The organism is Streptomyces sp. NPDC057617 (assembly GCF_042800555.1).
Classification (GTDB): Bacteria; Actinomycetota; Actinomycetes; order Streptomycetales; family Streptomycetaceae; genus Streptomyces.
The window spans coordinates 1107115-1129034 of the sequence record NZ_JBHVGV010000001.1 but is presented as its reverse complement, the minus strand read 5'-3'; the positions used below and the strand labels follow the sequence as shown (position 1 = coordinate 1129034).

Below are 21920 nucleotides of genomic sequence, written 5' to 3'. Positions count from 1 at the left end.
CCGGATGAAGTGAACGATCCCGGTCCGCCGGGCAGCATCGGGCCCGTGACCGGTTGTCGTGACCGGTCACGCCGTTCAGCAGAGGCAGCCCGTTCCCCCGGGGCGCGGGTCCCGCCACCCGTACCGGCGGTCGGCCTCGGGGGAGACCAGGGAGTGGTCCTTCGGGTTGGCGGCGGACCCGCGGGCGGCAGCTGTCGTGGGCGCGAAGGGCGCCAGGAGCGAGTCCACCGTACGGACCGTGCCGCCGGTCACGACCGTCCGTACGGCCGCCGCCGCGTCGATGTCCCGGAGCGGATCGCCCTCGACGAACACCAGATCGGCGAGCATCCCCGGGGCGATCGCGCCGAGCAGCCCGTCCACGCCCATGCGCCGCGCGGAGTTGGCCGTGGCGGTGCGCAGCGCCTCGTACGGGGTGAAGCCGCCCTGGACCAGCGCGCGCAGATTCTGGTGCAGGGAGAGCGCGGGATCGTCGAGCGGGGCGTCCGAACCGGCGACGACGGTGCCGCCCGCGCGCTGGATCCGCAGCAGCATGTCCACGCCGCCCGCCAGCAGCGCCCGGTTCAGCCCGGCCGCCGGGCCGCCCGCCGCGTCGGCCTTCGCCACCAGCGCGGTGTAGTCCCACGGTGGGTAGAGCCGCCGCGTCCGCTCGTCGGCGACGAGCGAGCGGTCGTCCGCGAGCAGCACGGACGAGTTCAGCAGCGTGGAGGTGACGGGCATGGAGGCGGCGGCCAGTACGGCGACGGAGTCCTGGTACGCCCGGCCCAGCCGGGTCTGGGTCTGCGAGTAGCCGACGCGGTTGCCGCCGCCCGTGTGCTCCATGGCGTCCATGCCGTAACCGGCCTGCGGATACGCGTAGTGCGAGGTGACCGGCATACCGCGCTCGTGCGACTGCCGGGTCACCGCCCGCTCCAGGGGCGCGGGCAGCCGGATATAGGTCTTGACGAGGTCGTAGGAGAGCGCCGACGCGCGCGCCAGCTCAAGCCGGAGCTGCTCGGCGGAGACGACGGGCCGGACGTTGTTGTAGAAGACCCGGGCCCCGTCCAGGGCTTCCCCCGTACCGAAGAAACGCGGACCGACGCGCGCCCCCGACTCGATGGCCTCCCTCGTCTCCACCATCTGGTAGGCGGGGTCGGCCGGTGACACGACGGCGGTGATGCCGTACGACAGCATCAGGCGCCCCGTGCGGTCGCCCCACTGCCGGCCGCGCATGTGCCAGTGCACATGCGAGTCGATCAGACCCGGCATCGCGGTCAGGCCCGACAGATCCACGACCTCGTCGCCGCGGCCCCGGCCCGCCGGGCGGATCTCGGCGATCCGGTCGCCCTTCACGACGATGTCCGCCGCGCCGCGCAGCCCGTCGCCGCGGCCGTCCCAGAAGGCGCCCGCCCGCAGCACCACGGTGCGGGTACCGACGGGCCGGCGGAAGGTCAGCGCTACGGGCACGGTCCGCGGGGCGCCGCCGGAGACGGGTACGGTCCGCAGCCTGCCGTTGCTCAGATAGTGCAGAAGGCCGTGCGAATCCACCGACAGCGAGTCGGTGACCTCGGCGGTGATCTGCTCGGGCGCCCCGGTGACCTTGCCGGTGGCGTCGACGGGCACCCGCCAGGCCGTGCTCTCCATGACGAAGACGAAGTGCCGTCCGTCGGGGGTCCACACGGGCCCGTCGTCGCCCCGCGTGGCGATCGACCGATGGGGCGCGACGGGCTCGGAACGCGTCGTACCGGTGGCGAGATCCACCGAAAGGATCTCGCTGAGTCCGGCGCGGTTCCGTCTGGAGTACGGCTTGTTGGCGGCGACGGCGAGCCGGGTGCTGTCCGGGGACCAGGTGGGGCGGCCGGGCTGGAACACGACGGGCAGCACCTGCCGTACGGTCCCGGAGGCCAGGTCCAGCACCCACGTACCGCCGTTCTCGTCCTGGTAGGCGATCTTCGTACCGTCCGGGGACCAGCGCGGGGTCAGCTGCGCGCCCGCCAGCCGGGTCAGCCGTACGGGCTCGCCTCCGGCGAGATCCTGGCGCCACAGGGCGGCGGTGCCGGAACGGTCGCTCACGTAGACGAGGGCCGTGGAGTCCGGGGACCAGTCGGGGTCGGAGGCGAAGAACCCGTCGTCCACCAGCCGGACGGGGATCTCGCCGGGCCGCGTCCCCATCACCCACAGGGCATTGAGCGCGCGGAAGGCGATCCGCTTACCGTCGGGGGAGACGACCGGGCTCGCGATGCCCTTGACCTGCTGTACGGCGGTCGAGGTGAAATCCCTGACCTGGTGCCGCCAGGGCGGACGGTCCAGGGTGACGGTCGCGGTGAAGTCGACCGTACGAGAAGCCGTACGAGCGGCTCCCTCCCCGTCCACGCGGACCCGCTGTACGCGCCCGTTCGCCGTGTAGAGCAGCTCGTCGGCCGAGATCCAGGAGGTGCGCAGGGCATGGACATCGGCGCCGGTGACCACGGCCCGGCCGTCGAGCATCACCTCGGCGCGGGTGCCCGCGATCTGTACGTAGCTCAGCCGGCGCCCGTCCGGGCTCAGCGCCGGGCCGTAGATCCTGGCGTCGCCGCTCGCGGTGACCAGCCGGGTGCGCGCCCCGGTCGCGACGTCCACGGCGTCGACGGCCGTGTCGTTGACCGTACAGACGACACGGGTGCCGTCGGCCGACCAGGCTGGCATGCCGTCCTCGTCGTCGCCGGAGGTGAGCCGGGTCCGGGCGCCGGTGGCCGGTTCCAGCAGCCACAGGTCGTTGCTTCCGGAGCGGTCCGAGGTGAAGACGATCCGGCTGCCGTCGGGCGAGTGGCGCGGCTCGCGGTTGTCGTATTCGTCGTCGGTCAGCCGGGTGAGGCCGGTGCCGTCCGGCCGTACGGACCAGAGCTGATACGTCCCGTCACGGAAGGACTGGAAGACGAGCGTGCGCCCGTCCGGGGCCCAGTCCGGCTGGGTCGCGTCCTGCAACTCCCCGGTGAGCCGGACGGCCTCGCCGCCGTCGGCGGGCACCAGCCAGATCGCGCCGAGCGGATCGATGGCGAGGCGGGTGCGGTCGGGGGAGAGCGCGGCGGCCATGTTCGTGCCCTCGAAGACGGTGACTGTACGGGGCGCCCGTCGGTCACCGCCGTCGCCGGCACCGTCCAGGGGCGGGTCCGGTACGGCGGCGGTCGCCGGGCCCGTGGCGGCTCCCGTGGCGGCCAGCGCTCCGGCGGCCAGAACACCGCCCCCGACCAGGACGCGGCGTCTGCTCGGGCGGGCGGAGGCGGTATCGGCCGCGGTGTTGTCGTCCATGACGTGTTTCGGCTTCCTCTCGGGAAATGGGCGGCGCAAGGGGTCCGGGCGAGACATGGGGGTCCGGGCGGGACATCGCGGACACGCCCCGGGGGCAGGGCCCTATGGGCACACGGCGTGCAGGAAGCGCGTCAGCCGGGCGACGCCCTCCTCGATCGTGTCCGGGTCCAGATAGCTGCACGCGAGCCGGAGCTGACGGTCCCCGCCGTCGCCCAGATAGAAGTGCGACATCGGTGTCCACAGCACACCGAACTCACGGGCCGACCGTTCGAGCAGCCGCTCGTCGGCCACGACGGGCAGCCGCACCCGTACGAAGAAGCCGCCCCGGGGCCGGTTCCAGGACACCCCGGCGGGCGCCCCCGTCCCAGGGCCGAGGCCGCGGTCCAGCGCGTCCAGCAGCAGCCGCAGATTCCGCTGGTACAGCGCGGCCTTCGCCCGGACGAGCGAGGCCAGCGAACCGTTGTGCTCCAGCAGGATGCCGCCGATGACGGCCTGTGCGAGCGGCGAGGTGTTGACGGTCACCATGCTCTTGAGCGTGGCGAGTTCATCGGCGAGCAGGACCGTACGGCCCGAGGCGTCGTCGCGTACCCGCTGGTCCGCGACGACATAACCGACCCGGGCCCCCGGCATGCACACCTTGGCGAACGTGCCGAGATGGACGACCCGTTCGCCGCCCGGCAGCGCTTTGAGCGGCGGAAGCGCGCCCGGCTGCTCCGCCGTGAACGCGTAGGCGTTGTCCTCCAGTACGAGGAAGTCCTCCCGTTCGGCGACGGCGAGCAGCCGGTGCCTGGCGGCCAGATCCATGAAGCCGCCGGACGGGTTGGAGAAGTCGGGTGCGATGTACAGGGCGCGGATACGGCGGCCCGCCCGCCGGGCGGTCCGGCACACCTCGTCCAGCTGGGCGAAGTCGATGCCGTCGGTGTTGTCGCCGCCGTCGCCGGTGCCTCCGGAGTCGACGGCGTCGTCGATCGGTACCAGATCCACCCCGAGCACCGAGGCGGCCCCGGACAGTCCGACGAAGCAGGGATTGACGACCGCGACGAGATCCGCCGGTGACGCGACGAGCGCCCGGAGCGTCAGCAGCATCGCCTCCTGGCAGCCCACCGTGATCACCAGGGACTCCGGTGGTACGTCGATTCCCTGGTCGGTACGGAGTGCGTCGGCCACCAGACCGTTGATCAGGCCCCGGCTCGGCCCGTACTGGTAGAGCAGCCGCTCGGCCCCCTCGGGCGTCAGCCCGCGGTCCTCCTGAAGATGGCGCAGATAACGGGCGGTGTGGCGGGCGGTGTCGATCTCGGCGAAGAAGCTGGTGTGCGGGGCGCCCGGCGCGAAGGAGATGGCGTCGGGGAAGCGGCTCATCACCTCGTTGAGGAAGCTGATCGACCCCATGGCAGGGGAGCCCAGCGAGCCGTGCAGGGCATCGCGGGACAGTACAGCGCCGGTACGGGTGCTGAGATGGGTGCTGGTACGGGTGTCAGGACGGGCGGTCGTCACCGTACGGTCCCCCCTGCGGTGAAGCGGCCCACCTTGTCCAGCACGTCCTCCCCGTACAGCCGCTCCGCCTGCGCGAGCGCGAACTCCGCCATATAGGAGCGGAACGCGTCGACCGGCTCTTCCGAGAGACGCAGCATCCGGCGGTTGGCGAGCACGGCAGGCGCCGCGAGCCGGGCCACCGCCTCGTCCACCGCGCGGTCCATCGCCTTCGGGTCGACGACCTCGTCCACCAGCAGCCGCGCGGCCGGTTCGCCCGCCCAGATCTTCCGCCCGCCGAGCACCAGTTGGCGCGCGGTCCGGGCACCGGTCAGCCGCCCCAGCCGGAAGTTCGCGGCGCCCGGCACGATGCCCTCCTGGGCCGCGGGCAGACTGAGATACGAGTCCGCGGCGGCGATCACCTGGTCCATCACCAGCAGAAGCTGCGCGCCGCCGCCGATCGCGAAGGTGTCCACGGCCGCCACCCAGGGCTTCTCAACGCCGTGGGCGGGAAAAGTGTCAGGCCGGTCCTCGGTGGAGAGGCCCCGGTACATCTTGCTGATGTAACCCAGCTCGCGCTGGAGCAGAAAACCCGTGAACGAGATACGGCCGTGGTGGAGTTCGGCGAGATTGATGCCCGCGCTGAAGATCCGCCGGCCCTGGTAGCGGGGATGGGGCACGGGCCCGCCGCGCAGCACCCCCACCCGGATGGAGTCGTCCAGGAGCACGAGGTCGACGGCGATGTCGAGCTGGGCGATCAGCTCGTTGTCCTCGGCGTTGAGACAGGACTCGTTGTGGAAGGTCACATGGCCCGCGTCGCCGCGCCGTTCGACGGTGACCTTTCCCAGTTCGGCCCGGCCGGTGGCGCGGAAGTCCGGCAGCAGCGCACGGGCCTGGGATGTCGGGTCGCGCAGGACGTCGACGAGATGTCCGCCCGCCTCCGGCAGCCGCAGGATCTCCCGGAAGAAGATGCCCTGGTCGATCTCCCGGCCTTCCTTCTCCGCCTGGACATGGCGCAGTTCCGCGGCCAGTTGGGCACGGGTCGGCACCAGACCGGGGAACGCCTCGGCCGCCGCTTCGGCCAGGGCCGTGAGCCCGAGCCGTACGGTACGACCGTCCGTCAGCCGGTCGTAGACGGCCGCGGCATGAGTGCGGAGGAAGGAGGCACGCAGACCACGGCAGGCGCGGTGGATCCCGGCGGCCAGGCGTTGCTCCTCCGCGGAGCGCGCCGCGCGCGGCGGGAGGCCGGCGAGCGGGGCCTCACGGATACGGATCTCCGCGGCCAGGGCCTCGGCGGCGGCGGTGAGTCCGTGGTCGGACACCGGACCGTCGTTGCTCACCAGGGGCCCGGCGCGCTGTGGAACGGCGGAGGACGGGGGAGTGCCAGTCGTCGACACGTGTTTCCTTCGGAGACTCGGAGGTGCGGAGGCGGGCGTGCGTGTGTGCGGTGGCCGGGGCGTGCGGCGGTCAGCGGCCGGAGTCGGCGGCGTTCAGGAGGCGCCGTTCAACGCCCGGCGGCGCAGACTTCGGTCGCAGGCGGCGAGATGGGCGCCCAGCGCCTCCTCGTAACTGAGGGTCGCGTCGAACAGCAGCCGGCGCCGGATCGACCACTCGCGTCCGGGCACGGCCGACAGCTCCTCGGCGACCCCCGCCGCGCGCTCCAGCGCTTCCCGGGTACCAGCGACTGTTTCGTCCAGCAGATCCAGTCCGGCCGCTTCCTTCGCGTCCAGCCATGGGCGCCTGAGCAGCAGCCGCCGGGCCCTGGCGGTACCGATCTGCTGGGCAAGCCGGTGTACGGCCGTGCTCGGCCAGGCACCGTCCTCGCCGCCCGCGAGCCGCAGCCGTGCGCCGTCGTCGGCGATCCGGTGGTCGGCGGTGAGCAGGGCCTCCAACGCGGGTCCCGTGCATTCGCCGGTCACCAGGGCCAGGGTGGGGCGGTCGGCCGTCTCCAACCGTCGCAGCGCGCGCTCCCAGGTGTTGACGAGATGAATGCCCGTACCGACGGGCCCCGTACCCACTGGTCCCGTACCGATGGGCGAGGCGCTTGCCGGGGCGCCGGAGCCGGCCGCGCCGACCCGCTCCCCGGACTCCGTACCGCCGGCCTGGTCGTCCCGGTCGGCCTCGGCGGCCCGGTCTTCGCGGTCGGCCCCGCCACCGGACTCCGTGTCCGCGCCCGTACCCAGCAGAAGCAGCACCACCCCGCTCTCCGCGCTTTCCGCCTCCTCGGCCGCCGCCTTCACCCTGGCCACCAGTTCGGGGGTCAGCTCCTCGTCCCCGCCCACCGTCAGGACCGCGGCGGCCCCCTCGCGCAGCTTTCCGATCAGCGTCATCGTTTCCTCAGCCTTCGTGTCGGGGGTCGCCACCGCACCGGCGCCGTCACCACTGGACCAGCGCCGTCTCGATCGTCGAGCCGGGGCCCATTGTCATCAGCACGCCGTAGTCACCGCGGCGCACCCGTCCTTCCTCCATCAGGCGCTCGTACGAGAACAGGAACGATCCGCTCGACAGATTCCCGTAGTCGCGCAGCACCCCGGTGGTGTGGCGTACGGCGTGGGGGCTCAGCCCGAGGTTGACCTTGACCGAGTCGATGACCTTCTTGCCGCCCGAGTGCACCAGCCAGTGGCCGATGTCGGCGCGCCGCAGACCGGTGCCGCCGAGCAGCCGGCCGACCACCTCCTCGGCGTGCGCGCCGACGACGTATGGCACATCGCGGTCCAGGAAGAAGCTGAACTTGCCGTGCGTGTCGTCCCAGTCGTAGCGCATCGCCGCCACCGCCTCGGGGATGATCCGGCTGGCGAACTTCAGCAGTGTGGCCCTCGGCGCGCTGTCCTCGTCCTCCTCCTCGGCTTTCCCGTCCGGGTCGGTGACCAGCACGACCGCCGCCGAGCCGTCGCCGAAGAGGCTGTTGACGACGGCGGTGCGCATGGTGCCGTCGAAGACGTACGCGGCGGAACAGACCTCCGCGCAGACCATGACCGCCGCCTGCCCGGGGTTGGCCGCCGACCAGGACGCGACGGCGTTCAGCGCGTTGAGCCCGGCGTTGCAGCCCATGCCCACGACATCGAGCCGGCCGGCCGCGACCGGCAGCCCCAACTCCCTGATCAGCAGCGCCGAGAAGCCCGGGGTGAGCAGCCCGGTGGTGGTCACACAGCAGAGGTAACCGATGTCGCCGAGGGCCAGCCCGGCCCGCTTCAGGGCCGTCTCCAGCGCCTGGGCAGCGGTCCGTACGCCCTGCTCCTTGTGTTTGGCGAGCAGTTCGCCCTGGGTCTCGGTCTTCCTTGTGCCGTCCGCGAGTTCGGGCGGCAGCGTCAGATAGCGCCGTTCTATCGCGCTGTTGAGGAAGACGGACCGGATGCGCGGAACCTCGATCCGGAAGAGGTCCAGCATCTCGCGCTGGGTGTACGAGTTGGGGGGAGTGGCCGTACCGAAGCCGGCGACAGCGGGCCGGGGCCCGGCGTTCGCGGTGCTCAGCGGCCCGTACGCGGTGATCGGCCGACCGATGTCCGCCGCGCCCGGCGGTCGTCGGACGGGCACCGTGTCCGGCCCCGCCGTACCCGTGGCGCCCCTCGTCATGCCCGCACCCCCAGCTCATTGGTGGCCAGTTCGATCTGTTCCGCGGTGTGCAGCGCGGAGACGGCCATCCGGATCAGACCGCTGCCCTTCGCCACGGTCGGGAAGAACGCCGGGGTGACGATGACACCCGCCTTGCGCAGCCGCCCCGCCGCCAGCAGCGCGTCCTCCTCGCTCTCGAAGAGCGCCCCGCGGATGGGGGAGCGGGTGCCCGCGTTGAAGAGCGCGCCGCCGGTACGGGAGTCGAACAGCTCGGTGTTGCGCCACAGGTCCCGCTGGAGCCGGGCCACCGTACCGTCGAGATGCAGCTCCGCCGACACCCGGCAGGCGCTCACCACGGGCAGGGCGATCGGGCCGCCGAAGATCAGTGGATTGGCGAACCTGCGGAGCTGTACGGTGTCCTCCTCGCTGTTCAGCACCACGAAGCCGCCGTTGCTCCCGCCGAAGGCCTTGGCGAGGGAGCCGACGAGCAGCACCGGGGCGGGCAGTCCGCCCGGCAGATCGCGGAACTCCTCGTACGCGAAGCCCGCCCCGCGCGGCCCGCTGATCGACACCCCGTGCGCGTCGTCCACGTACAGATATCCGTCGGCCGCCGCGCACAGGCCGTACAGCCCGCGTACGTCGATCAGGCCGCCCATGGAGCCGACACCGTCGACGATCACGATCGGGGTGCGCCCGGCCTCGCGGACCGCGGCGAGCCTGACCGCCAGCTCGTCCGGCCGCTCGCAGTCGAACCGGTCGACGGTGCCGATCTGTTCGAGTACGCCGCGCAGTACTTGCAGGGAGGCGTGTGCCGTGCGCTCGATGAGGAACGCCGCGCCGTTCTTCGCGATCGGATAGCTGGGCAGCACCCCGCTGCCCAGCAGCGGCAGCACCCCGAGATGGACGCTGCCGACGGAGGTGAAACAGGTGGCGTGGCGGTCGCCGTAGACAGCGCCCAGCAGGCTTTCGAGGGCCTCCAGATCCTCGTGGCGCATCCGGGTGCGCGACGAGGAGAACTGCACGCCGACCCGGCGGAGCGTGGCGACGGCGGCCTCCACCAGCGCCGGATGCGTGTCGAGTCCGAGGTACGAGCAGGAGATGAACTCGACCGCGCGTGCGCCGTCGGCGAGGATCACCTCCTTGCCCTCCCGTGCCGCGAAGACATGGCTGGTCAGATCGGCGGCGATGGCCCGGGTCAGCGCGTCCGACGTCTTGTCGACGCGCGTTGCTACCCAGTTGCCGCGTTCGGTCGTACGAGGCATCGGATATCTCCAGTGAGGAATCTGGGGATGGTGCTGTTGTCGCCGGGGGGGCTGGGGCAGGGGCCCGGACAGAGGCTGGAAGCCATCGGGTCCGCGTCGCCCCGCCCGCTCCACGCGGTCGTGGCCGGTGGCCGCCCGGCGTGCGGCGGTCCGGTGGTACGGCCGGTGGTCGCCGGCGCGCCCGTCGGGCCGGTCAGTGCGCGGGCCGCTCCACGAAGAAGGGGGTCTTGCCCCGTGGGGTGTGGTGGAACGCCGAGCCGTCGACCCGCTCCAGCGTCAGACCGCGGTAGGAGGGCGCGGTGAAGACCCTCCCCATGTGGTACGCCCCGTACAGCGCGGCTATGGCGTCCTCGGCCGTGACCCCCGTCGGCGTACGGTCGGAGAGCAGCAGCCGAATCGAGAAGCCGGGACCGCGCGGACTGTCAGGACCGTGCTGGACCACCTGGAACTGGCAGTCGGCCGGATCGGTGATGCCCAGGGTCCCGAGCTGTTCCATCACCAGGTCGCGCGAGATGGTCGTACTGTCCACGTTCATGGACTGTCCGACGCGCCCGGTGAGGGTCAGCTGCCGGGCGGCGCTGCCGCACAGACAGGGCTCGGTCTCGATATAGCCCTCGTCACCGATCTGATAGCGCAGCAGCGGCATCCCGGAGTCGGTCAGCGTCGTGACGACGACCTCGCCGACGCGTCCGTCGGGCTGGGTGCGCTCGGCGTCGGTGTCGATGACCTCGACCACGAGCACGTCCTCGTGGAGATGGTGGGTCGAACCGCGCTGATAGGCGCACTGATAGCCGATGGGCCCCGTCTCGCTGGTGGAGTACGAGAACGAGCGCACCGTCAGATCGGGCCGTGCGGCGGCGAGTTGACGTTCCCGGCTTTCCCCGAGGATCTCTCCGATGTACAGGAAGTTGGTGACGACGCCCGCCAGGAGTTCACGGGTGGCGTCGCCCGTCAGGAGCTGGGTGCCCGCCGAGGGCGAGCAGATGACGGTGTCCACCCGGTGGTCGCGCAGCACCTCGGGCGTCTCCGGCGAGGCGAGGGCGCTGCTTCCCATGGGGAAGGCCATGGCGGGCAGCAGCTCGGTGACCTCCTGCGCGAAGCCGAACGCGCCGTTCAGCTCGCCCGGGTAGAGGAAGTTGGCGACGCGCCGTGGACGCGGCTTGAGAGCGCTCCGTACCCCGCGGGCACCGAGATACGACACCCGTCGGCTGAACTCCCAGGAGTGGTAGATCATCTTGCGGAGCCCCGAGGTCCCGCTGGAGCGCAGGACGAGCCCGGCCGAGGCATCACCGAGGACCAGATTCTCCGAGGCGGGCGGACAGGTCTCCTGGAGATCGGCGGGGGAGAACAGCGGCAGCTTGAGCAGGTCGCGGGCCACCCGGAGATCGAGCGCGCCCGGCCAGCTCGCGGCCACGTCCGGGTTCTGCCGGAGGGCGCTGACGGTCGCCGCGAGGTTGCGCTGCTGTATGTCTTCGAGCTGGGCCCGTGACAGCGTGTCGAGATTCTCGGCCAGTTCGATCCCGGACGGTCCGCCCGATGTCAGGTCACGCGAAGCTCTGTCGTGGAATCTCGGTGATGGAGTGGTCTCCCGCAACACGTTTCCCCCGTGCATTGAGTGTTCCCGAAAGACAGCCGCAGGGTCAGGGGCGGCTGTCCGCTGTGGACCGGTCGACGGTCAAAGGCTCGGCCGTGGAGCGGTCTGTTGTGGAGCGGTCCGTCGTGGATCGATCTGTTACTGGGTGGTCTGTTGTGGCGCGGTCCGGTGTGGAGCGGTGTTCGGTACGGGCCTGGTATCCCGGCCAGTCGGGTGTCCGTTTGTCGTTGAAGGCCGCGACACCCTCGGCCCAGTCGGCCGAGAGCGCGACCGTGTGCCAGGCGGCGTCCTCGACTTCCAGGCCCGCCGCCAGGTCCTTGCCCTGGCCCAGCCGGAGGGCGCGCTTGGCCGCCCGCAGCGCCACGGGTGAGTTGGCGGCGTACGAGCGGGCCAGATCGAGTGCCATGGCACGGGCCTCTCCAGCGGGTGCCAGAAAGTCCACCAGCCCCAGGTCGTACGCCTCGGCGGCGGGCACCCGGCGTCCGCTGAAGACAAGGTGCGCCGCCGTGGCCGCACCCACCCGCCGTGGCAGCAACTGGGTGCCGCCACCGCCCGGAATGACCCCGACGGTGGTCTCGGGCAGCCCCACGGTCGCACCGGGGTCGGCCACGATCACATCGCAGGAGAGCGCGATCTCGTAGCCGCCGCCCAGGGCGTAGCCCGCGACCGCGGCGATGGCCGGCATCGGAAGCCCAAGTACACCCGCGTAGACCGCGCGGCTGCCGGGGCGGGCGGCGGTCCGGTCCGCCTCGCTGTAACCCCGGCGTTCCTTGAGGTCGGCGCCGACACAGAAAGCGCGTTCAGAGCTGGAGGTGATCACGGTGACACCGACGGACGGGTCGTCGGCGAGATCCGCGGTGGCCGCGGCCAGGGCGGCCCCCAGCTCGGCGGAGACGGCGTTCATCCGGTCGGGACGGTTCAGTACCAGCTCCGCCACTCGGCCGCTGTCGAGCCGGTGAACGAGGATGTACTCTCCGTAGCGGAGCCCGGACATCAGCCCCAGCCCAGATCGTCGGAATGCAAGTCCCGTCCGGGAATTCCTGCCCACCTGAAACGAGCGGGAACAGCGGAATCAACGAAATGATCGGTCACGCGCTGCACGACTTGCTTCCCCCCTGAACCCCATCAATGCCTACGCATCGTCAATGTGTCATGCGCCGCGGGACCTCTCCAGACCGGTGCCGTGTCGCATCGCCGCCAGGCGGGGATACGTCGGGTGGAAAGTAGATTCAATCGCTCAAATATAAATAATTCGGATTCTTCGGATTCTCTGGATGCGAGGTAGCGAGATCATGGAGCCAGTGCCGCCGGCAGACACCTCCCCGTTTCCTGGTGACGACAGGATCAGCGAGGCGTACGCATATGTTTGCGGTTCCGGGAATGCATCCTTGGCGGGTCTCGCCAGGGCTCTGGATACCACGGAGACCGAGGCGGCACGGCTGGCGGAGCGGCTCGCGGAGTTACGTCTGCTCCGGCCGGCCGACGACGGAACCTATGCGCCGTTGTCGCCGCGGATAGCCGGAGCCTGGCTCATCGCCCCCGCCGTACGGCAGTTGGAGGACCGTCAGCGGCGGATCATCCGGCTGATGACCGAGTTGGACACGCTCACCAGGATCTATGAACAGAGTCCGGCCGAGCGCCGGAGCCGCCCGCAGATAGAGGTGCTGCCGGAGCTGGCGGACGTACGGAAGGCGCTCACGGAACTCTCCGCTGGAGCGCGACAGGAAATCCTCACCTCCCAGCCGGGCGGCGCGCGGCCGGCCGATGTGCTGCACGAGGCGCTGGAGCGTACGGAATCGGTGCTGCGGCGCGGGATCTCCATGCGCACGATTTATCAGCACACCGCTCAGTTCAGTAAGGCAACGGTCGACTATGTGAAGCATGTGACGCCGCTCGGGGTCGATGTCCGTATGCTGAGCGACGCCTTGATGCGAATGATCATCTTCGACCGGGAAATCGCGGTCCTGCCCTTGCACGGCAACCAGGACGGAGCAGTGGTTGTCGGTGAACTGAGCATTGTGGGTTTCGTTGTGCACACTTTTGAACGGGCCTGGCCGGCGGCCCGTCCATTTCCTGTCTCTTATGACCGGGGTCAGGTCAAAGGGACGTCCGTGGAAATCCAGCTCGCCATTTCGCGGCTGCTGGTCGAGGGCCTTGAGGACAAGGTGATCGCCCGCCGGATGGGCATGTCGCTACGGACCTGCCAGCGCCATATATCCGAGATCATGTCGCGGATCGGGGCCCGTAACCGTATGCATGCGGGATATCTCCTGGCCCGGATCATAGACGAGCCGCGCTGACGGCCGGCCGTCCGCTGATCGCCGGCCGCTGACGCGACGTCAGGACTTCCGTGGCTGCTGAGCCGTGGCCGGACTCGCGGCCGGGGTGATCGACCGTACGAGAGCGATCCCGCCGACGAGCAGTACCACCCCGGCCAGCAGACCGACCCCCATGCCCGAGCGCGTGGGCGCGGGGAGCCAGGACAGCGAGGTGCTGACCGCGAGTCCCGCCGTCATGTTGCCGACGATCTCACCGACCGCCGTGACCACACTGACCAGGGCGAAGACATCGGTGAGCTGCCCCTGGGGCACGGTGTCGGCCGCCTCCACCTGGATCTTGGGAAAGGCCAGTGACTCCGCGATCGCGAACAGCGTCAGCCCCGCGAGGACCAGCGGCAGACTGGCGGTGAACGACAGCACCAGCCCCGTGCCGCCGGCCACCGCGACGGCCGGATAGAGCGCGCCGCGCGCCAGCTTGGCGAAGAACGGCAGCAGTGCGAGCTGGATGGCGATGATGGCCAGCGGCTGATAGCTCAGGAACAGCGTGCGGTGCTCGGCCAGTTCGGGGTTGACGACCTCGTACAGCAGCACCATCGAGTACAGGAAACCCATCGCGAAGTAGATCGCGAAGGTATAGCCGAGCAGCACCGCGGCGGCCGGGTTCCTGAGGATCGCCAGCCGTCTGCGCATCCCGCCCGAACCCCGGGGCGGCAGGGCGAAGTCCAGTCCGCGGGCGAGCAGTCCGACGGTGAGCCCGACGCACAGTTCGACGGCGGCCAGGGCGAACAGCGCGGGGACGCCGCTCCTGCCGACCGGTCCCGCCGCGAGCGGGGCCAGCACATAGGCGGCGTTGAGCAGGATGAAGAAGATCTGGAAGATCTGGGCGCGGCGGTTCTCGCCCGCCGCGCTCATCAGGAGCGAGCGCACCGCGGGACGTGAGATGCCCACGCCCAGACCGGCCAGTACCGCGAAGAGATACAGGGCCGGGGCGGTGGTACTGATCGCGACGGTGGCCACACCGGCGGCCTTCAGCGAGGACGCGATCGTCAGGATCCAGCCCGGATGGAGCCGGCCGAACACGATCGGCGTGAGCACCGCGCCGGCGAGTGCCGAACCGACATGGACGGAGAGGGCGAAGGAGAAGACGGACGGGACGATCCGGTCGCCGTGCAGCACCGTCACCGGAAGCAGCGTCAGGACGATCGCCAGACCGAGGTTGGACAGCAGGCTGAATCCCAGCCCGGCTCCGACGGCGGGCGGATGCGAGGCCGCGGCCTGCGAGGTTTCCGCCTCCGTCGTGGTATCCGCCATGCTCACTGCCCTTCGCCGGACGCGACGCGCGCGCCGGCTTCGGGGATTCGGGCTTCGGGGGTCCCGGCCGCCGCCCCCTCCTCGTACAACAGCCGTTCCACCCAGGGGAAGAAGGCATCGGCGAGCTGGGACCTGGCCGGTTCGGGCATCGAGGAGAACTCGGCCATGGCGGTGCCCCACTCGCCGAGGACGGGACCGTCCTCCGTCAGCAGCCAGTCGACACAGAGGTATCCGGCCCGCAGATCCGCCACGATCCGCTCCACATCGCCCAGTACGGCCGCGACATCCGGGTTGGCGCTCGCGCTGCCGCCCTGGGTGATGTTGGCCAGATAGGCGCCCTCGGCCGGCCTGCGCAGCATGCTCGCGGCGAACTTCCCCTCGACCATCGCCACCCGCAGGTCCCCGGTGTTGGGCAGATACTCCTGGACGATATAGCTCTGTCCGGTCTGGGAGACGATGTCGACTGCGGCGCGGAGCTGCTCGTAACCGTCCAGCTTCAGCACCCCGAAACCGACGCCCATCTCCCGGGCCTTGAGGATGTACGGGCCCTCGCCGATCTCCTTGCGTACGACATCCAGCCCCTTGCGCGCGTACCGCCCGAACGGCAGCGCGACCGTACGGGGCGTGCGGATCCCGAGCGTTGTCGCATGCGCCAAGATGGCGAGTTTGTCCCGCTCCAGGCATTCGGGCCCGACGAGCGACCGGTTGAGCAGAACCGAGTCGCTCGCCTCGATCGTGCGGTAGATCCCCCGTAAGAAGTGGGTGGCCTGCGGATCACCGCTGACGTCGTCGACGATGTACGCCTGCCGGGTCTCCAGCAGATCCACCCCGTCGTGCCACAGCCGGGGCCGGTCCGTGCTCGCCGGCACCAGCTCGTTGGCCATGACGAACCGGAAGCGGAAACCGTGCCGTGCACAGGGTTCCGCCCAGCGCTCGGTCATCTGGGCGATGATCTTGTCCACGTACTCCGGAAGATAGTCGTCCGGATGGCAGATCCAGGTCACCAGGCGCTCGGTGGGCACGATCACATACTCCTACGGAAGACCTCGGGAACAGACCACGGCCGCACGCCCCACCCCCCGGAGCGCAACACCGCAGCCCCCCACTTTCGCACCAACCCCCAACCCCTTCACGGCCCCAGGGGCCTCGTATCCGCGCCATGCGCCGATACGACAGGGGGTGCGGCGGGGTGGCGTGGGTGATCGCGCCGACTCCCGGTCGAGAAGTGGCGACCGTCGGCGCCGACCACGACGGAACGCGGTCCTCGCGGGCGGGCCGGCGTAAGGCCTCAGCACGCCGGGCCCGTTGACCAGCCGTCGGTGGGTCAGATGGCGTGCTGCTCCTGGTGGTTGGCCACGATCTCGTACAGCCGGTTCTCATTGTCGGGCTTCGGTGTCATCTCCGTGGCTTTCCTCGCTCGGTGCTTCCGGATCGGTGGGTCGCGCCCGCGCGAGCTGTGTGGCGGTCTGTTCCGGGTGGCGCTGGCGTACGGGGGTGAACGCGGCGGCGGCGACCACGGCCAGGAAGACGACTGCCACTCCGGTGAGCGGGCCGCGCGTCCCCAGTCGGCCGACCAGGGCGGTCAGCAGGGCCGCGCCGAGGGGCGCCAGGCTGCCGTGGATCGTCCAGAACGCGGAGGTGACACGGCCCAGCAGATGGTCCGGCGTGACCTGTTGCCGCAGGGACATCGAGCAGACGCCCGCCAGCGCCATGCCGAAGGAGTACAGACAGATCGTCACGGCCGCCACGGACACGTTCCCGGTGCCGCCCAGCACCAGCACCGACACCGAGCACAGACTCATCGCGCCGAGCCAGCAGCGGCCGAACCCCCAGGAGCGGCGCAGCCTGGCGGTCGCGGCGGCGGCCACGCACGTACCGACCCCGCCCAGCGCGAGGACGTAGCCCACCGTACGTTCGTCCTGCCCCAGTCCGTGCCGCAGGTGGTAGATGAACACGTCGGTCATGCCCAGGCTGAGGAAGGTGGTGACGGTCAGCAGCACGGTGAGCGCCCGCAGCACCGGCGTACGCCACAGGAACGCGGCGCCGGTACGGAAGCCGGAGCGCAGGTCGTGAGCCCGGGGCGCCTTGCTCGCGGCCTCGTCGGCCGACGGCCGCGCGGCGGGCCTGAGCCTGATGAACACCAGGCCCACCAGTGAGATCCCGAAACTGCCCGCGTTGATCGCGACGGCGGCCGTCGGCCCGAAGAACCCGGACACCACACCGGCCAGGGCCGGGCCCGCGATGTACGCGATCGCGTTCGTCGCCTCCAGCCGGCCGTTCGCCGCGACGATCTGGTCCTTGTCGACGAGGTTCGCCACGGCGGTGACATACGTGATCTTGAACAGCATCTCGAAGACCGATGCCAGCGCCATGACCACATACAGCAGCCAGACCTGCGGGCTCAGGGCCCAGCAGACCGGGATCGCCCCGTACAGCACCAGCCGGGCGGCGTCGCACAGCATCAGCAGGCGCCGCCGGTCGAAGCGGTCGGCCCAGGCGCCGCCCACCAGGCCGGTCAGCAGCGAGGCGGCACCCGCGACGGCCGTGAGCAACCCCATCTGCGCCGCCGACCCGGTCGTGTGCAGCACGAGCAGCGGAAGCGCCACCAGCGAGAAGGCGTTGCCGACCTCGGACAGCGCCTGGACCGCCCAGAAGACGGAGAAGTCCCGGTTGGACCAGAGCGAACGCGCGAACATGCGAGGGTCTTCCGTCCTGGGGCTGGGGATCGGGGGCGTACGGCTCCGCCACGGCGAGCGCCGCGGCTCCGCCATGGCGATCGCGATCCGGCGGGGCCCGTGAACGGCCGGCGGCCGTACGGGACCAGCACGTTGTCGATCCCCGGGGCTATTGCCGTCCGCACGGTAGCCGAAGCGGGTCACCGGCTTGGCAGCGGGCCACCCGGTGACCGGTCGGGTGCGGTCCGATTCGGTCCAACTCGGTCTACAACCATCGGAGGGCGGTACGGGTCTCATGTCTTGAGCGTTGAGAAACCCCGATTCGTGTGGGTTTGGTGTACCTCCATCAGGCCCCGGTTCAGATACGGACTCACATGCGTACACGTACCGCGACGGCTCCCAGGACAGCGTCCGTCGCCCTCCTCCCAACCGCTCTCGCCGCTCCCGAGGCGCAGGCGATCGGCCACCGGTCATCACTGATTGCCGTCCGCGGGCGGGGTTCCCTGACGGGAACGAGTAGATGTTGATGCGGGGGGTGGGCGGGACGCAGGAGACACCCACGCTGGAGCGGCCGCTCGCTGTGGCCCAGCGGCCGCCGCGGCCCGCCACAGCGACGGAGGGGCACATCGTCGTCAGCGGGCGGAAGGACCGTCGGCTGTACGCCATCGACGGCATGCGCCTGCTCGCCGCCCTGATGGTGGCCGTACACCACTACGTCGGCACCTACCGGGTCAACCAGCCGGGCAACGCGATCTGGGACCGGCCGACGTCCGACATCATGCCCACCGTGTTCCGGTTCGCCGCCTACGGCTGGATCGGCGTCGAGATCTTTTTTGTGATCAGCGGCTTCGTGATCTGCATGTCGTGCTGGGGCCGTACCCCGCGGCAGTTCTTCGTCTCGCGGGTGATCCGGCTCTACCCGGCGTACTGGTTCGCCATCGTCCTCACCACCGGCTTCCTCGTGGCACTGCCCGGCGTGTGGGAGCGCCAGCAGATGCGGAAGATCCTGCTCAACTTCACGATGCTGCAGTCCGGTGCGGGCATACCGAACGTCGACGGCGTGTACTGGACCCTCTGGTCGGAGCTGCGCTTCTACCTGCTCTTCCTGGTCGTCGTCGCCACGGGCCTGACGTACCGCAAGGTCGTAACGTTCTGCTGCGTGTGGGGCGTCGCGGCAATGCTCGCCCCGGCGTCCGGCTTCCGCCTGCTGGTACTGGTCGCGAACCCGGACGGCGCCTGGTACTTCATCGCGGGGCTCGCGCTCTACCTCATGTACCGGTTCGGCCAGGACCTGTTGCTGTGGGGCATCCTCGGCATGGCGTGGCTGATGGGCCAGTTGGAGCTGGGACACCGCATCGACGCGGTCGAGCGGGTCTCCAGTTGGCGCGGCAGTGTGCTCATCTTCACCGTGTTCTTGCTGATCATGGTCGCCATCGCCACCGGCCTGACCGACCGCATCCGCGGCAAGTGGCTCGTCACCGCCGGCGCCCTGACGTACCCCTTCTACCTCATCCACTACACGGCCGGCACAACCCTGATCAACCGCCTGCGCGACACCCTGGACGCCCGCCTCCTGGTCGTAACCCTGATCGCCGGCTTCCTGGCCCTGAGCTGGCTGATCCACCGCTTCGTGGAACGCCCGGTGGCGCGAATACTGAAGAGGGGCCTGGACAGGTCGTTCGCGCGCCAGCGCGGGGCCACGGACGTGGCGTGAGCTGGGGTTGGGGGCAGTGCGTAGCGCACGGACTGCCGGATCGGTCATCGAGGGCCCGTGTTCTGGGACCAGACTTGCTGGATCGTCCGGTAGTCGATCACGGTTATGTCCTCCTGTTGAAGAACGTCACGGGCCTGCGGCGACGTCAGAAACTCGTAGTCCGTCCGACGCACGGGCCAGCCACTGTCGATGGCCTGCGACTCCTCGTTTCCCAGACTGGGATGGACCGCCCATTCGTTGAGCCCGGCAGACAGGTCCCGCAGCATCTGAGCGTATTGGGCTGCTTTTCCTTCGATGCCGAGGGAGAAGCTGTCCAGGAATTCGTTGTCCGTGACCGGCAGCCCGCGTCGGCGCATTGTCCGGCGCGCGGGTTCGAGCCAGACCCGGACCGCGAGTCCGTACTCGGCTGCCAGCATCACGGTCAGATCGAGAATGTCGTCGCGGCCGCCATCGGCGAGGCAATGGAAGTCCAGATGAGCCGGTGTGAGCCCGGCGTCGGCGACGGCGTCGATCTGGGCGCGGAACTCGAGTTCGATCTCATCGGGCCGTGCCTGGCCGAGCAGGGCCGCCCGTCCGGCGGGCGTCGGCGAGAACAGCTCACCCGCAGGGTCCAGCAGTGACGGAACTCGTTCCTTGGCGGCCATCGGCCCCCATCGGATGTCGGGCATATCGCACATCAGGGTGAGGTGGATTCCGAACGGGATCCGCGGCCGTCGTCGGAGCAGTTCCATAGCCTGCGGCGCCGCGGGACAGGGGGCCATCAGGCTGCACGAAGTGGCGATGCCCTCCTCGATCGACTCGATCACCGCGGCGTTGATTGCTGGGTACATCCCGAAGTCATCGCAGTTGACGATCAGCAGCCGGGCATCCGGTGGATATCCGAGTAACTCGCTCGACCGCTCGGCAGGCGTGACGGGCGCGGGGTCGGCGGTCTCATCCATACCCGCAGTGTGCGGCCCGGCCCAGACGTCCCGCACGGGGATATGACCACCTCGGAGCGAGGGTGCCGTCCGAGCGCGCCCGCGACCGTACCGCCGACGCCTGGTGTCACGCACACGAGGTGCGTCGACGCGTTGGCCTCGGATTCGCCGTCCGGTCCGGCACGTGGTCCGGGGGCGCTGCTGGGGTGCGTGAGAAGGCCGTCGGTCTTTCCTCGCACAACAAAGGGCAAGGCGAATACCCACTCCCTTACCCTTCTCAACGTATAGCGCACGGGGGGTCTTGCGGCAAGGCCCCGGTTGTGCTGCAGAATCTCCGGCCGAGGCCAGAACCTGCGGAAAACGGGGATTCGCGATGATTGATGTGATCGTGGTCGGTGGCGGGCCGACCGGGTTGATGTTGTCCGGGGAGTTGCGGCTGGCCGGGGTGCGTGTGGTTGTGCTGGAGAAGTTGGCCGGGCCGACCGGGCAGTCCCGTGGGCGTGGTCTGCACGCGCGCAGCGTCGAGGTGATGGATCAGCGCGGTCTGCTGGACCGGTTCCTCGCGGTCGGTGAGAAGTTCGAGGCCGGCGGCTTCTTCGGTGGCATCCACAAGCCGTGGCCGGAACGGCTGGACACGGCGCACCCGTACGGCCTCGCCGTCTCGCAGCAGGTCACCGAGCGGCTGCTCAACGAGCGTGCCCTCGAACTCGGGGCCGAGATCCGGCTCGGCTGCGAAGTGGTCGGGCTGAGCCAGGACGAGGACGGGGTGACCGCCGAGCTGGCGGACGGCACACACCTGCGCTCGCGCTATCTCGTCGGGTGCGACGGCGGCCGCAGTGCCGTGCGCAAGCTGGTCGGCATCGGTTTCCCCGGCGAGCCTGCCAAGGTCGAGACGCTGCTGGGAGATATGGAGGTGACCGAGGACCCGGCGACGATTGCCGCCGTCGTCGCGGAAGTCCGCAAGACCCAACTGCGGTTCGGCGCCATCCCCGACGTGGACGGGAACGAGGGTGTGTACCGCATCGGCGTGCCCGCCGACGGCGTGGCCGAGGACCGTACGTCGGCGCCGACCCTCGACGAGTTCAAGCAGCAGCTACGGACGCACGCGGGCACCGACTTCGGCGCGCACTCGCCGCGCTGGCTCTCCCGCTTCGGCGACGCCACCCGGCAGGCCGAGCGCTACCGGGTCGGCCGGATGCTGCTGGCCGGCGACGCGGCGCACATCCACCCGCCGACCGGCGGGCAGGGGCTCAACCTCGGTGTGCAGGACGCGTTCAACCTCGGCTGGAAGCTGGCCGCCGCGGTCAACGGCTGGGCGCCGGAGGGTCTGCTGGACAGCTACCACGCCGAACGGCACCCGGTGGGCGCCGCCGTGCTGGACAACACCCGTGCGCAGATCACGCTGCTGGGGACCGATCCGGGTGCGGTCGCGCTGCGGAAGCTGTTCTCGACGCTGATGGACTTCGAGGAGGTGAACCGGTACGTGACCGGGATGATCACCGCGGTCGGGGTCCGCTACGACGTCGGCGAGGGCCACGAATTCCTCGGCCGACGACTGCGGGACGTGCGGCTGAAGCGCGGCCGCCTCTACGAGCTGATGCACGGCGGCCGCGGGCTGCTGCTCGACCAGACCGGCCGGCTGTCGGTGTCGGGCTGGGCAGACCGGATCGACCACGTCGTCGACGTCAGCGAGGAACTGGACGTACCCGCGGTGCTGCTGCGGCCGGACGGCCATGTGGCCTGGGCCGGCGAAGACCAGGCGGATCTGCTCAGCCGGACGGCAAAGTGGTTCGGCACGCCGGTCGACTGAACGCGCAGCAGCGGCATCCCCGAGTCGGTCAGCGTCGTGACGGGATGAACTCCGTGGATCTGCCTGATC

14 protein-coding genes and 1 pseudogene are annotated in these 21920 nt (G+C 70.3%); 3 read left to right on the top strand and 12 right to left on the bottom strand.

Going from position 1 to position 21920, the window contains the following annotated elements; translation table 11 throughout:
* Nucleotides 1-75: 75 nt before the first annotated feature.
* The 8 genes and pseudogenes from ACFU9P_RS04890 to ACFU9P_RS04855 all read right to left on the bottom strand — a co-directional run.
* On the bottom strand, nt 76-3264 hold the full coding sequence (locus ACFU9P_RS04890) for an amidohydrolase family protein (RefSeq protein WP_384077800.1): 3189 nt from the start codon (nt 3262-3264) through the stop codon (nt 76-78).
* Nucleotides 3265-3366: 102 nt separating this feature from the next.
* On the bottom strand, nt 3367-4758 hold the full coding sequence (locus tag ACFU9P_RS04885; RefSeq protein WP_384077799.1) for a PLP-dependent aminotransferase family protein: 1392 nt from the start codon (nt 4756-4758) through the stop codon (nt 3367-3369).
* Nucleotides 4755-6131 carry a (3,5-dihydroxyphenyl)acetyl-CoA 1,2-dioxygenase DpgC gene (gene dpgC, locus ACFU9P_RS04880; RefSeq protein WP_384077798.1) on the bottom strand — a complete coding sequence of 459 codons (1377 nt, stop codon included), beginning with the start codon at nt 6129-6131 and terminating at the stop codon, nt 4755-4757. Before dpgC ends, ACFU9P_RS04885 begins: the two co-directional genes overlap by 4 nt.
* Before the next feature lie 93 nt (nt 6132-6224).
* Nucleotides 6225-7064, bottom strand: a complete 840-nt coding sequence (gene dpgB, locus ACFU9P_RS04875; RefSeq protein ID WP_384077797.1) for an enoyl-CoA-hydratase DpgB — start codon at nt 7062-7064, stop codon at nt 6225-6227.
* Nucleotides 7065-7110: 46 nt separating this feature from the next.
* A complete protein-coding gene (gene dpgA / locus ACFU9P_RS04870; protein WP_384077928.1) occupies nt 7111-8121 on the bottom strand; it encodes a 3,5-dihydroxyphenylacetyl-CoA synthase DpgA in 1011 nt (336 codons plus the stop codon).
* 182 nt (nt 8122-8303) lie between these two features.
* Complete coding sequence (locus tag ACFU9P_RS04865) at nt 8304-9548, bottom strand: aminotransferase class I/II-fold pyridoxal phosphate-dependent enzyme (protein ID WP_376379200.1); 1245 nt, start codon at nt 9546-9548, stop codon at nt 8304-8306.
* Between the two features lie 193 nt (nt 9549-9741).
* Entirely contained in the window at nt 9742-11160 is a 1419-nt protein-coding gene (locus tag ACFU9P_RS04860) for a phenylacetate--CoA ligase family protein (RefSeq protein ID WP_384077796.1), read from the bottom strand.
* Between the two features lie 181 nt (nt 11161-11341).
* Nucleotides 11342-12136 (bottom strand): annotated as a pseudogene (locus ACFU9P_RS04855) (enoyl-CoA hydratase/isomerase family protein); the annotation flags it as partial.
* Between the two features lie 592 nt (nt 12137-12728).
* Here ACFU9P_RS04855 and ACFU9P_RS04850 point away from each other — a divergent pair.
* Nucleotides 12729-13442 (top strand): LuxR C-terminal-related transcriptional regulator, encoded by a 714-nt coding sequence (locus tag ACFU9P_RS04850; protein ID WP_376379193.1) that lies wholly within the window; start codon nt 12729-12731, stop codon nt 13440-13442.
* A 39-nt stretch (nt 13443-13481) separates the two neighbouring features.
* Here the strand turns inward: ACFU9P_RS04850 and ACFU9P_RS04845 are convergent, their stop codons facing one another.
* The 3 genes from ACFU9P_RS04845 to ACFU9P_RS04835 all read right to left on the bottom strand — a co-directional run bounded on the left by ACFU9P_RS04845 (nt 13482) and on the right by ACFU9P_RS04835 (nt 17428).
* Nucleotides 13482-14732 carry an MFS transporter gene (locus ACFU9P_RS04845; RefSeq protein WP_384077795.1) on the bottom strand — a complete coding sequence of 417 codons (1251 nt, stop codon included), beginning with the start codon at nt 14730-14732 and terminating at the stop codon, nt 13482-13484.
* Between the two features lie 2 nt (nt 14733-14734).
* A complete protein-coding gene (locus ACFU9P_RS04840) occupies nt 14735-15754 on the bottom strand; it encodes a RimK family alpha-L-glutamate ligase (protein WP_384077794.1) in 1020 nt (339 codons plus the stop codon).
* Nucleotides 15755-16108: 354 nt separating this feature from the next.
* Entirely contained in the window at nt 16109-17428 is a 1320-nt protein-coding gene (locus ACFU9P_RS04835; protein ID WP_384077793.1) for an MFS transporter, read from the bottom strand.
* Between the two features lie 499 nt (nt 17429-17927).
* Between ACFU9P_RS04835 and ACFU9P_RS04830 the strand changes: the two genes are divergently transcribed.
* On the top strand, nt 17928-19121 hold the full coding sequence (locus ACFU9P_RS04830) for an acyltransferase family protein (protein ID WP_384077792.1): 1194 nt from the start codon (nt 17928-17930) through the stop codon (nt 19119-19121).
* 44 nt (nt 19122-19165) lie between these two features.
* On the opposite strand, the gene ACFU9P_RS04825 is transcribed toward ACFU9P_RS04830, so the two are convergent.
* The gene (locus ACFU9P_RS04825; RefSeq protein ID WP_384077791.1) at nt 19166-20062 is read right to left on the bottom strand and encodes a polysaccharide deacetylase family protein; all 897 of its coding nucleotides are present in this window, start codon (nt 20060-20062) and stop codon (nt 19166-19168) included.
* A gap of 352 nt (nt 20063-20414) precedes the next feature.
* Here ACFU9P_RS04825 and rox point away from each other — a divergent pair, with 352 nt between their 5' ends.
* Nucleotides 20415-21851, top strand: a complete 1437-nt coding sequence (gene rox, locus ACFU9P_RS04820; RefSeq protein ID WP_384077790.1) for a rifampin monooxygenase — start codon at nt 20415-20417, stop codon at nt 21849-21851.
* Nucleotides 21852-21920: the final 69 nt, after the last annotated feature.

What these genes read in the sequence shown, in the direction of transcription:
- ACFU9P_RS04890 (WP_384077800.1), bottom strand. Translation starts at nt 3,264, where the DNA reads ATGGACGACAACACCGCGGCCGATACCGCCTCCGCCCGCCCGAGCAGA.
- dpgB (WP_384077797.1), bottom strand. Translation starts at nt 7,064, where the DNA reads ATGACGCTGATCGGAAAGCTGCGCGAGGGGGCCGCCGCGGTCCTGACG.
- dpgA (WP_384077928.1), bottom strand. Translation starts at nt 8,121, where the DNA reads ATGCTGGACCTCTTCCGGATCGAGGTTCCGCGCATCCGGTCCGTCTTC.
- ACFU9P_RS04865 (WP_376379200.1), bottom strand. Translation starts at nt 9,548, where the DNA reads ATGCCTCGTACGACCGAACGCGGCAACTGGGTAGCAACGCGCGTCGAC.
- ACFU9P_RS04860 (WP_384077796.1), bottom strand. Translation starts at nt 11,160, where the DNA reads ATGCACGGGGGAAACGTGTTGCGGGAGACCACTCCATCACCGAGATTC.
- ACFU9P_RS04850 (WP_376379193.1), top strand. Translation starts at nt 12,729, where the DNA reads ATGACCGAGTTGGACACGCTCACCAGGATCTATGAACAGAGTCCGGCC.
- ACFU9P_RS04845 (WP_384077795.1), bottom strand. Translation starts at nt 14,732, where the DNA reads ATGGCGGATACCACGACGGAGGCGGAAACCTCGCAGGCCGCGGCCTCG.
- ACFU9P_RS04835 (WP_384077793.1), bottom strand. Translation starts at nt 17,428, where the DNA reads ATGTTCGCGCGTTCGCTCTGGTCCAACCGGGACTTCTCCGTCTTCTGG.
- ACFU9P_RS04830 (WP_384077792.1), top strand. Translation starts at nt 17,928, where the DNA reads ATGTTGATGCGGGGGGTGGGCGGGACGCAGGAGACACCCACGCTGGAG.
- ACFU9P_RS04825 (WP_384077791.1), bottom strand. Translation starts at nt 20,062, where the DNA reads ATGGATGAGACCGCCGACCCCGCGCCCGTCACGCCTGCCGAGCGGTCG.
- rox (WP_384077790.1), top strand. Translation starts at nt 20,415, where the DNA reads ATGATTGATGTGATCGTGGTCGGTGGCGGGCCGACCGGGTTGATGTTG.